The organism is Corallococcus sp. AB011P (assembly GCF_003611605.1).
Taxonomy (GTDB): Bacteria; Myxococcota; Myxococcia; order Myxococcales; family Myxococcaceae; genus Corallococcus; species Corallococcus coralloides.
In genome coordinates this window covers 59,580-70,502 of record NZ_RAVX01000022.1, presented here as the reverse complement: position 1 = coordinate 70,502, position 10,923 = coordinate 59,580, and the positions used below count along the sequence as shown (strand labels likewise).

General features: G+C 70.4%; 11 protein-coding genes. 6 read left to right on the top strand and 5 right to left on the bottom strand.

Going from position 1 to position 10,923, the window contains the following annotated elements; all coding sequences use genetic code 11:
• Positions 1–7: 7 nt before the first annotated feature.
• The gene (locus D7X30_RS34935) at positions 8–184 is read right to left on the bottom strand and encodes a hypothetical protein (protein ID WP_233591981.1); all 177 of its coding nucleotides are present in this window, start codon (positions 182–184) and stop codon (positions 8–10) included.
• Positions 185–189: 5 nt separating this feature from the next.
• Positions 190–1,071, bottom strand: coding sequence for a GGDEF domain-containing protein (locus D7X30_RS34930; protein ID WP_120567301.1), 882 nt, complete (start codon positions 1,069–1,071; stop codon positions 190–192).
• Positions 1,072–1,278: 207 nt separating this feature from the next.
• On the opposite strand from D7X30_RS34930, the gene glgC reads away from it, so the two are divergent.
• The gene (gene glgC, locus D7X30_RS34925; RefSeq protein WP_120567300.1) at positions 1,279–2,508 is read left to right on the top strand and encodes a glucose-1-phosphate adenylyltransferase; all 1,230 of its coding nucleotides are present in this window, start codon (positions 1,279–1,281) and stop codon (positions 2,506–2,508) included.
• Positions 2,509–2,582: 74 nt separating this feature from the next.
• Here the strand turns inward: glgC and D7X30_RS34920 are convergent, their stop codons facing one another.
• Both D7X30_RS34920 and add read right to left on the bottom strand, forming a co-directional pair.
• Positions 2,583–3,038, bottom strand: coding sequence for a hypothetical protein (locus tag D7X30_RS34920; protein WP_120567299.1), 456 nt, complete (start codon positions 3,036–3,038; stop codon positions 2,583–2,585).
• 10 nt (positions 3,039–3,048) lie between these two features.
• Positions 3,049–4,212, bottom strand: coding sequence for an adenosine deaminase (gene add, locus D7X30_RS34915; protein ID WP_120567298.1), 1,164 nt, complete (start codon positions 4,210–4,212; stop codon positions 3,049–3,051).
• Positions 4,213–4,295: 83 nt separating this feature from the next.
• Between add and D7X30_RS34910 the strand changes: the two genes are divergently transcribed.
• Complete coding sequence (locus D7X30_RS34910) at positions 4,296–5,360, top strand: PQQ-binding-like beta-propeller repeat protein (RefSeq protein WP_233591980.1); 1,065 nt, start codon at positions 4,296–4,298, stop codon at positions 5,358–5,360.
• Positions 5,361–5,364: 4 nt separating this feature from the next.
• Here D7X30_RS34910 and D7X30_RS34905 read toward each other — a convergent pair whose 3' ends face one another.
• Positions 5,365–6,627, bottom strand: coding sequence for an MFS transporter (locus D7X30_RS34905; RefSeq protein ID WP_120567361.1), 1,263 nt, complete (start codon positions 6,625–6,627; stop codon positions 5,365–5,367).
• A gap of 231 nt (positions 6,628–6,858) precedes the next feature.
• Between D7X30_RS34905 and D7X30_RS43720 the strand changes: the two genes are divergently transcribed.
• The 4 genes from D7X30_RS43720 (at position 6,859) to D7X30_RS34885 (ending at position 10,922) form a co-directional block, all read left to right on the top strand.
• Complete coding sequence (locus D7X30_RS43720) at positions 6,859–7,944, top strand: hypothetical protein (RefSeq protein WP_120567296.1); 1,086 nt, start codon at positions 6,859–6,861, stop codon at positions 7,942–7,944.
• A 101-nt stretch (positions 7,945–8,045) separates the two neighbouring features.
• Complete coding sequence (locus tag D7X30_RS34895; protein ID WP_120567360.1) at positions 8,046–8,579, top strand: RNA polymerase sigma factor; 534 nt, start codon at positions 8,046–8,048, stop codon at positions 8,577–8,579.
• On the top strand, positions 8,576–9,376 hold the full coding sequence (locus D7X30_RS34890; RefSeq protein WP_120567295.1) for a tol-pal system YbgF family protein: 801 nt from the start codon (positions 8,576–8,578) through the stop codon (positions 9,374–9,376). Before D7X30_RS34895 ends, D7X30_RS34890 begins: the two co-directional genes overlap by 4 nt.
• 358 nt (positions 9,377–9,734) lie before the next feature.
• Positions 9,735–10,922, top strand: coding sequence for a hypothetical protein (locus D7X30_RS34885; RefSeq protein ID WP_120567359.1), 1,188 nt, complete (start codon positions 9,735–9,737; stop codon positions 10,920–10,922).
• The last annotated feature ends 1 nt before the right edge of the window (position 10,923 follow it).

Below are 10,923 nucleotides of genomic sequence, written 5' to 3'. Positions count from 1 at the left end.
CGGGCCCTTACGGGTTCGCCGCGCCGCCGTGCACCCGGCCGCCGCTCACGCGCTCCACGAGCCGGGCGGCGTTCGGGTCCTTGTCCTTCTGGTGCCACACCCACGCTGCGCCCAGGAAGGCCACGCCCAACAGGACGAGGACGAGCCGGGCCAGGAAGGACGGGCCGCTGGCTTCGTCCGCCATGGCCTTCAGCCCACCACGCGGTTGCGGCCGGTCTTCTTGGCCTTGTAGAGGTTCGCGTCCGCCACCTTGATGAACTGGGACGGCTCCGACATCTCCGAGGCCACTTCCGCCACGCCAATGGAGATGGTGACGGGGATGTCCTTGTCCTCGAAGACGAAGCGCTTGTCCTCCACCAGCTTGCGGATCTTCTCCGCGAACAGGCGCGCCTTGTCCGGCCCGTCCTCCGGCATGACGATGGCGAACTCCTCGCCGCCGTAGCGCGCGAAGCACTGCTCGCGGCGCACCAGCCGCTTGATGGACTGGGCCATTTCACGCAGCACGTAGTCACCGGCCAGGTGGCCGTGCACGTCGTTGATCTGCTTGAAGTGGTCGATGTCGAACATCATCAACGAGAGCGTGCGCTGGTACCGGTGCGAGCGGCCCATCTCCCGCTCCAGGTACTCCACGAAGTAGCGCTTGTTGTTGATGCCGGTGAGACCGTCCGCGATGGTCAGCGTGTAGATGGTCTCGTGGTACTGGGTCTCGATGTTGTCGCCGTCGAGGAACTTGAAGATGGAGCCTCCCACCTTCACCAGGTCCCCGCTGCGCAACGGCTGCGCCTGGAGCACTTCCCGGTCGTTGAGGTAGGTGCCGTTGGTGGACTGGAGGTCCTCCACGAACATCTTCCCCTGCCGCCCCCAGATGCGCGCGTGGCGGCGGGACACGTTGTCCAGGTCCACCACGATGTGGTTGTGCTGGTCGCGACCGATGGTGAACTCGGTCTCTTCCAGCACGTACTTCTTGCCCAGCTCAGGGCCGTGGATCTGCACGAGGCAGCACTCGGTGCCGCGCTCGGGTCCCGGGGTGAGGCTGGAGATCTTGGTGACTCGCGTTTGGTCGCCAGACATCGCCTGGCCACGCTAGCACGCAAGGTCCGGGGAAGCCACGCAAGCCAAGAGGACGTACGGGGTTGCGCCCCTCCTCCTACATGCCGCGAAACCGAGAGGTCGTTTTCCTCCCATCCTCCCCTCCCGGTTGGGCACTCAACGGAAAAGCTTGCACGGGCCGCACGGCCATTGTGGGCCAGCGGCCGGGGGCTAACGTGGCCGGTACCTATGTCAAAGCTGCTGGCCATGATTCTTGCGGGAGGCGCGGGCACGCGCCTGGAGCCCCTGACCCGAGAGCGCGCGAAGCCCGCGGTTCCGTTCGGTGGGCGCTACCGCATCATCGACTTCGTCCTGTCGAACTTCGCCAACTCCGGCGTGTACCGGATGAAGGTGCTGACCCAGTACAAGAGCGACTCGCTCAACAACCACCTGTCGCGCGCGTGGCGCATGACGGCGTTCCTGGGTCACTACGTGGAGGCGGTGCCCGCGCAGATGCGCACCGGCGTGGACTGGTACAAGGGCAGCGCGGACGCCATCTACCAGAACCTCAACATCATCACGGACGAGGAGCCGGACCACATCTTCGTCTTCGGCGCGGACCACGTGTACCGGATGGACGTCCGCAAGATGCTGGACTTCCACATCGAGCGGAAGGCGGCGTGCACGGTGGCGGCGATTCCCGTCCCCATCGAACAGGGTCGCGAGTTCGGCATCATCGACGTGGGGCCGGACGGGCGCATGCTCCAGTTCCTGGAGAAGCCCAAGGACCCGCCGCCCATGCCGGGCAACCCGAAGATGTGCCTGGCGTCCATGGGCAACTACCTCTTCACCACGGACACGCTGGTGAAGCAGGTGGTGCGCGACGCGGCGGACGAGAAGAGCGCGCACGACTTCGGCAAGTCCATCATCAGCGAGCTCTACAAGCACGAGCCCGTGTACGTGTACGACTTCGCGCAGAACACGGTGGCCGGCCAGGAGGACAAGGAGCGCGGCTACTGGCGGGACGTGGGCAACATCGACGTGTACTACCAGTCCAACATGGACCTGGTGGAGGTGGACCCGACCTTCAACCTGTACAACGACCGCTGGCCCATCCACACGCAGCCCAACAACTACCCGCCGGCGAAGTTCGTCTTCGCGGACAAGGAGAACCGGCGCGTGGGCTCCGCCACGGACTCGCTGGTGGCGGAGGGCTGCATCATCTCCGGCGGCCAGGTGCACCGCTCCGTGCTGTCGCCGAAGGTGCGGGTGAACTCGTATTCGGAGGTGGAGGACTCCATCCTCTTCGAGAACGTCACCATCGGCCGCAGGTGCCGCATCAAGCGGGCCATCATCGACAAGAACGTGGAGATTCCGCCCGGGATGACCATTGGCTACGACCCGGTGGAGGACAAGCGCCGCTTCCACGTCACGTCCGGCGGCGTCGTCGTCATCCCCAAGGGGATGAAGGTCACCTGACCGTCGCGCCAGGTGGCTTCAAGCAGCGGGCGCTCCCGGAATCACTCCCGGGGCGCCCGCTTTTGCTTTTCGCTTCAGCGGAACGCTGCCTTCACGTCCGCCCGGTTGAGCAGGATGAGCGACCAGATGCCCGGCACGAGCGACAGGCAGGAGCACGGGCCGCAGCACGGGATGCAGCAGAGGATGGCGGCCGTCATGGACCAGCCGTAGCTCTGCAGGTTCTTCATCTTCCAGCCGCCGAAGCCCACCAGCCCGTTGAGCACCAGCCCGGGAGCGGTGGTCACGATGCGTCCCATGGGCGACAGCATCCACGTGACGGCGTCCTTCCACTGCTGGGGCATGTCCGGGCTGTTGAAGAAGCTCTCCAGCTGATCCGAGCTCGTCGGCGTCACCATGCTCACCAGCGAGTACAGGAAGGTGAGGCCCGCCATCACCATCATCAGGATGGCGGGGACGGACAGGTCCTGGGCGGCCTTCGCGCGCGAGGGGTTGAAGTCCGGCGCGGGGGGAATGTCGTGGGTTTCGTCCATGGCGGGGGGCTCAGGCCGGCTGGCGCATGGCCGCGACGGGGCGCTTCTCGAAGGCGGCGAGCGTGGTGGCGATCTCCTGGTTCACCTGCCGCAGCATGTCCTGCTTCTCCCGGAACGGCAGGAAGGAGCTCTTGAAGCCGGACACGATGATGGTGGTGAGGTCCTCCAGCGACAGGCCCAGCTCGCGGTGGGCCAGCCACAGCTCCTTCGTCACGGTGGTGTCGGTGATGAGGCGGTTGTCCGTGTTGATGGTCACCCGCAGGCCGTAGTCGAAATAGAACTTGAGCGGGTGGGACTCCAGCGAGGACACCGCGCCCGTCTGGACGTTGGAGGACGGGCAGACCTCCATGGGGATGCGGTGGTCGTTGACGTAGTTGAGCAGGTCGCCGTCCTCGCGCAGCCGGGTGCCGTGGCCGATGCGGTGCGCACCCAGCGAGTGGATGGCCTGGGAGATGGACTCCGGGCCGAAGGCCTCACCGGCGTGGGCGGTGCAGTTGACGTTGTTCTTGAGGATGAGGCGGAAGGCGTCCAGGTGGTCCTTCGCGGGGAAGCTGGCCTCCGCGCCCGCCAGGTCGAAGCCCACGACGCCGCGGTTCTTGTACGCCACGGACAGCTCCGCCAGGCGCATGGACGTCTGCGGGTTGATGTGGCGGATGCCGCAGACGATGACGGCGCACTTGATGCCCGTCTCCTTCTTGGCGGCGCGCAGGCCCTCCAGCACGGAGTCGATGACGGTGGTCATCTTCAGGCCCTTCTGCAGGTGCAGCGCGGGCGAGTAGCGCACCTCCAGCCAGCGCACGTTCTCCGCGGCGGCGTCCACGGCCAGTTCGTAGGCGGCGCGGTAGAGGGACTCGGCCGTCTGCAGGACGGAGAGCGTCACGTCGAACGCGACGAGGTACTCCTCCAGGCTCTTGCACACCTGGCCCATGTGGATGGCCTTGGCCAGGCCGTCCTCGGTGTCGGCCATGAGCTTGATCTTCTGCTGCTCGGCCAGCTCCAGGATGGTCTTCAGCCGCATGGACCCGTCCAGGTGGCAGTGCAGGTCCGTCTTGGGGAGCGCGTGGAGCAGCTCCTCCGTCACCGCCAGCATGGGGGGCGGGGTGATGTCCGTACGCCGGGCGGATGAAGGGATGCCGGTGGCGTTGGGGGTTTCGTCGTCACGAATCGTGGGCATGGTCGAAGTTCCTCGCTTGCGTCATCCTCCCCCAAACCATGCCGTCCCGCGCCTGTCCACGCCTGCCCCTGCTGACCTGCCTGATGTTGACGCTGGCCGTCATGGCGTGCCAGCGGGCGCCGGTGGAGCCGGCCTTCCAGTACTCCAGCGATGCGTCCTCGCGGACGGGGCTCACGGCCCTTCCGGACGGGGTGCTCCTGGGCAACGAAGCGGGCGCGGTGGTGCGCCTGGACCGCGAGGGCCGGCCGGTGTGGACCACCCGACTGGGCCGCGAGGTGGCGGTGCCCCCCGCCCTGGCCGGCGAGAGCGTCGTCGTGGGGACCGTGGTGGGCGAGGTGGCCTGCCTGTCGCTCGAGGACGGCAAGGAGCGCTGGCGCCTGGGAGGCGAGCCGCCCGTGCTGACACCGCCCGTGGTGGACGACGCGGGACACACCGTCTACCTGGTGGCACCCGACGGTGCGGTGCGCGCCCTGGCGGTGGACTCCGGGCAGGAGCGCTGGAAGCGGCCGGCGCCCAAGGCCCCCGCGCCGGTCGAATCCTTGGAGCCACGGGTATCCGTGGCCCCGGGGCTCCGGGCGGCGCCGGTGCGGGTGGCGGACGTGCTGGTGGTGCCGCTCGGCTCCGGGCTGTGGGCGCTGGACGCGCGAAGTGGTGAGCCGCGCTGGTCGCGGCCGGTGACGGACGTGGTGGGGCTGGATTCGGAGCGCGACACGGTGTTCGTGGCCACGCGGCCGGGCCGGGTGCTGGCGCTGTCGGTGAATGACGGGAGCACGCGCTGGGAGCAGCGCTTCGCGGACGGGGTGACGGGGCCGCCCGCGCGGGCGCTGGGCGCGCTGTGGGTGGGCGCGGGCCCGTCGTCGCTGGTGGGGCTGTCCACCTCGGAGGGCCGGGAGGTGGCGCGGGTGGCGCTGCCCTCGCCGCTGGTGGGCCGGGTGCAGGTGGGGCTGGAGGACCTGCTGCTGGTGCCCACGTCCGGCCACGAGGGGCGCCTGGTGGCGCTCAAGGCGCCGGGCTGGACGCCCGCGTTCACGGTGCGGGCGGACACGCCGTTGCGCACGCGGCCGGTGGTGCGCGGCCCGCTGGTGTTCGTGCTGGGGCTGGACGGCCGCGTGCTGGCGTGGCGGCTGCGGGTGCCGCCGCCCGCCTGAGGGCTCAGGCGCCGGAGCCGGTGGGGGCGTCCGCGTTCGCGCCGCTCGTGGACTCCACGTAGTCCAGGTCGCGGTGGAAGGTCTCCGCCAGCCGGGCCAGTGCGACGAGCGCCAGGACGAAGCACACCGCGCCCACGGCGAGCGCCGCGTGCGCCACGCCCAGGGAGCCCTTGAGCTGGCCGAAGGCAGTGGCGGCAATCACCGCGGAGCCACGCACGAAGTTGGGCACGGACGTGGCCACGGTGGCGCGGATGTTGGTGCCGAACTGCTCGGCAGCCATGGTGATGAGCACCGCCCAGTAGCCCACGCTCAGGCCAATGAGGAAGGTCAGCGCGTAGATGAGCGTCGGGGTGAGGCCCGGCATGAGCCCGTACACGAGCACCAGCGCGAACCAGGCGCACAGGCTGAAGCCCACGGCGCGCTTGCGGCTCTGGAGCCACTGGCTCAGCAAGCCGGACGACAGGTCCCCCAGCGTCAGGCCCACGCTGCCGAAGAGGATGGCGTTGCCGGCCGTCACCGTGCCCTGCACGTGGAGGCCCGCCGTCAGCTCCGGGGCGAAGACGAAGAGGATGCCGGTGGTGAAGTAGATGGGCACGCCCACGAGGATGCAGCCCAGGTACTTCGTGAAGCGGCCGCCCGTGAGGAGCAGGAGCGGGTTGCCCCTCTCGGGGCCCGCCTTCTGGGTGAAGAGGGCGGACTCGGACACCTTGAAGCGCGCGAAGAGGAGCAGCAGGCCCAGCACGCCGCCCGTCACATAGGCAGCCTTCCAGTGCAGGTACTGCGCGACGAGCGCCGCGACGACGATGCCCAGCATGCCCAGCGTGGCGACGACGGTGGTGCCCAGGCCGCGCTTCTCCTTGGGCAGGGACTCCGCGACCAGCGTGATGGCCGCGCCCAGCTCGCCCGCCAGGCCCAGGCCTCCGAGGAAGCGGCAGGCGGCGTAGCTGTTCACGTCCCAGACGAAGGGGTTGAGCAGGTTCGCCACCGAGTACAGGAGGATGGAGCCGAACATCACGGACAGCCGTCCCCGCTTGTCCCCGAGCAGGCCCCAGAAGAGGCCGCCCACCATCATCCCGGCCATCTGCGCGTTGTAGATGAAGAGCCCCTTCTGGAAGATGTCGGAAGGGTCCGTGATGCCCAGGTCCTTCAGCGACGCGACGCGCACCACGCCGAAGAGCGTGATGTCGAAGAGGTCCACGAAGTAGCCGAGCCCCGCCACGAGGACGGTGAGGTTCAGGACCGAGCGCAGTTCCCGGAGGCGGTTCATGGAGCGCGACACTACCGCTTCTGGCCCGGGCGGGAAGGAGGACTCCACGCCTCCAGCGCCCGCCACTTCGCCAATCACAGACATCCACCGACGCGCGCCTGCCCATCCGGCGGGTCCGGGAGGACGGGCGCGCATGGCCTCCGCCCTCCCGCCGTCCCCACCGGAGCGTGACAGGCAATCCACACAGGGCGGGACTTCCAGAAGAATTCCCTGGAAGGTAGGTTTTACTGCATGTCCGTGTTGGAGGCCGTGGCGAGGCAGCGCGTGGTGGTGCTGGCCCTGGTGCTGGGCCTGTGGAGCCCCGCGTCGGCGGCCGAGCCCTGGCGGGCGGTGGTGCGCGTGACCACCGCCGAGGACCGCGCACTGCTGGAGCGGGTGCGCGGGCAGAGCAGCGACCTGCCGGTGGTCCTGGAAGCGGAAGCAGGTCCGTCCATGGATGCGAGCCCTGGCGGCACGTGGCGTGAGGCGGAGCGGCTGGCTTCACGGAAGGACGCTCGCGCGGTGTTGTGGTTCACGCGAGCTGGGGCGGAGCTGCGGGTGTCGGTAGCGGCTCCGCGCACGGGCCACCTGTTCGTGCGGAGCGCGCGGGTGGAGGGTGCGCCGGAGACGCTGACGTGGTCCGTGGGCGCGGAGGCCCTGGCGTTGGCGGTGCGCTCGGCACTGCGCGCTGTGGACGCGGGTGAACCGCTGGGTGAAGTGGTCGCGCCCCCTCCGCCGCCTCCGGTGGTGGCGGCGCCTCCTCCCCTCCCCGCCGCGCCGGATCCGGTGGTCGAGGCTCCGGTGGCTCCAGTGGACGGGGCCTTCGTCCAGGTGGGCGTGCACGCGGCGCTGGACGGGTATCACTCCTGGGGACAGCAGGGTCTGTCCGTGGGCGCGGGGTGGGCGGGCCGGGTGCTGCGCCTTCGCGCGCAGGTGCTGGCGGCGCTGCCGGTGCACCTTCGGGACGCATACGCGGACATCCGCCTCACGCAGGGCTCCGCGCTGGCGTGGGCGGACGTGCCCTTCGTGAAGGCGGGCGCGTGGGAGGGCACGGTGGGCCTGGGGGCGGGGGTCGCGGGCTTCTGGCGGCGCACGGAGGCCCGGGCCGCGGAGGTGGAGCCGGCGCCCTCGCGCAGGGTGGCGGCCTTTGTCGTGGGGCCGGCGGTGCGCGTGGCGTGGCGGTTGGGGCCGGCGCTCGCGCTGGAGGCGGCGCTGTCGGGAGAGGTGCTCCTGGGACGGCCGCGGCTGGGCTACTCGGTGGACGGCGACTTCGTGCTCCGGGAGGACGGTGCGTCCGTGCGTCCCCGACTGGGAGTGGGGATGGTGATTTTTCCGTGAGCACCGATGACCCGAACTGGCGGCGTCCCTTCTCCTTGTCGGGCATGAGGAGCTCGGGCTCACATGCGACCGTCGCGCCCCGTGGCCAGGACGCCCGGCTGATGGCGGCCATGCGGGGACAGCGCGACGCGACCGAGTCCCTGCTCCTGGAGCTGCTGCCGCGCGTGCGCAACCTGGTGCGCTACCTGGTGCGGGGAGACTCGGACGTGGAGGACATCGCCCAGGAGTCGCTCATCGCGCTGGTGCGGGGCCTGCCCACCTATCGCGGCGACGGGCGTTTCCACGGCTGGGTGGACCGGGTGGTGGTGCGCACCACGTTCGCGTGGCTCAAGCGTTCACGCGGACGCGAGGCCCGCTACAGTGGGGACCCGGTGGAGTTGTTGGCGGTGCCGTCCGACGAAGCGCCGGCGGACGAATATCTGCACCGCCGTCACCTGGTGACGTTACTGGACAGGTTATCGACGGAGCAGCGGCACGCGCTGGTGCTGCACCACGTCCTGGAATTGAGCGTGCAGGAGATTTCGACAGAGCTGGGCGTCCCCTTCGAGACCGTGCGCAGCCGGCTGCGCCTGGGACGCACCGCCCTGCGCGCGCTGGCCTCGGATGGCGAGGCACCCGAGGGGGAGTCGTCATGAGCCCCCGCCCCCCCGACGACGGTGACGGTGAGCCGCTGGACGACCTGCTGCGCCCCCTGGACAACGGCAGTGGGCCCGCGCGGCGGCTGTCCCGGCAGCGTTCGAGCGCGCTGGTCCAGGCGGCATTGGACGCGGCGCTCCAGCAGGCGCCGGAGCCTCCGCGAAGACGCAGGCGGCCTCCCGTGTGGTTGATGGCGGGCGCGGCGCTCGTCTTCACCGGGGCCGCGGCCGCCGCAGTGTGGCGCTACGCGCGGCCCGCGCAGCCGCACGTGCAGGTGCTGACGCCGGCCGTGCCGGAGCCGACGCAGGTGGCCACGCTGGAGCCGGTGCCCCTGCCCCCGCCCGCGCCGCCCGAGCCCTTCGTCATCGAGCATCCCCGGCCGCTGCGTCCGAGCATCACCGTGAAGGAGTCGTCGAAGCCGGAGGACCTGCTGCGGCAGGCCAACGCGCTCCGTTCGGCGGGGAAGTGGAAGGACGCGGAGGGGCTGTACCTGCGCGTCATCCGCGCGGAGCCGTCGTCGCTGGCCGCGTACGTCGCGCGTGTGGCCTCGGGGTCGCTGCGGCTGGAGCACCTGGGTGACTCGCGAGGCGCCCTGCGCCAGTACCAGGACGCGGTGCGGCTGCAACCCGGTGGCATGTTGGATCCAGAGGCGCGCCACGGCGTGGCGGAGGCCCACCGCGCCCTGGGCGACACGGCGGCGGAGGCCCGGGCGCTGGGTGAGTTCCTCTCGCTGCATCCGGACTCGCCACTGAGCGCGGCGTCGCGTGCTCGGCTCCGGGAGTTGTCACCGCGATGAGGTTGGCGTGGCCTGTCGTGGAGCACCGCACGTCGAGGCACGGCCTTTCTCCCAATCCCTCGGACACGAAATCCGTCCCCATGGATGAGAAGGTGAGAACACCGCAGGACCTCCCTGTCGGCGGCGCTGAGCACGAACCTGTCCGACTGTCGGACAGGTTTTGCCAGTCCCAACGGGCCCCCTGCGCCGACGCGCGCCCCTTGAGGTTTTCCAGCGGACCTGCCTCGTCACCCGCTGGGGTCGAGGGGCTACCGCTCCGCCCGAGCAGCAGAAACCTGTCCGACAGTCGGACAGGTTTGGAGAGCCGCGCCGGTCGGGGAGCAGGCGCCTTCCTCGCATGGCGCAAGGTGACAGTCCCATGAGGCTCCGCGTCGCGTCGTTCATGGCCTGGACCGCTCTGCTGGGTGCCGGGTGCACGGTGGATGATCCGGTGGCCACGCTGCGCTCGCCCGACGCGGGGACCGACGTTCCGGATGAATGGGCGGAGCACTGCGTGGACAGCGGACCTCCGCTCCTGTTGGGGAGTCCGGCCTCGGGGCCGCGGGTGTGCAGCGGCCAGTTGGCGCGGACGCTGTTCCGCCGCGCGGCGTGTTCCTGCGAGGGACTGTCCCTCAGCGCCCCCTTCACCGTGGATGCGTTCCGAAGCTCCGCGGGGCCCTACGCTCCCGGAGGCACGGGCGGTGACGTGGGCGTGAATGGAGTCCTGTCCGCGAACGACCGCGTCACGGTGGGCGGCTCGCTCCAGGTGGGCGGCGTCCAGCTCAGCAGCCCGCTCACGGTGGGCGGCGGCCTGGACAGCAACGGCCCCCTCTCCGGCCCTGGCACCTCCGCCACCGTGGCCGGTGACGCGCGGGTGAACGGGGACGTGGGACTCGCCGCGCTCACCGTGGGCGGCGTGCTCACCGTGCCTCCGGAGTTCTCCCCGGGCCCTGCCCAGGCCTCGGAGCTGCGCCGTGAGCCCGTGCCCGTGGTCATCCCCTGTGACTGCGACGAGGGTTCCCGCTTCGACCCGGCCGCGCTCATCGCCCACCACACCGTGGACAACGACAACGCGGCCATCGGCCTGGACCCGGCGACGCTGACGGACGTCACCGGCGAGCGCGTGCTGGAGCTGCCCTGTGGCCGCTTCCTGCTGACGCGCATCGCGGGGCCGGGCCACGCCACGCTGCGCATCCGGGGCCGCACCGCGCTGTTCATCCCCGGCGGCGTGGACCTGATGGAAGCGCTCACCGTGGACGTGCAGCCTCCCGGTGAACTGGACCTCTTCCTCGCGGGGGGCTTCATCGTGTCCGGCAACCTCACGCTGGGTTCCGCCGCCCTGCCCTCGCGGGTGCGCGTCTACGTGGCGGGCTCGCAGGCGCTGGACATCTCCGCGGGCAGCACGCTCGCGGGCAACCTCTACGCGCCCCAGGCCCAGCTCAACCTGAGCGGCAACGCGGAGGTCTTCGGCTCGCTGTTCGTGCGCCACCTGGAATCGTCCGGCGCGGTGCAGGTGCACCACGACGCGGACGTGCTCGGCGCGGGCGCCGCGTGCCCCGCCGGCTAGC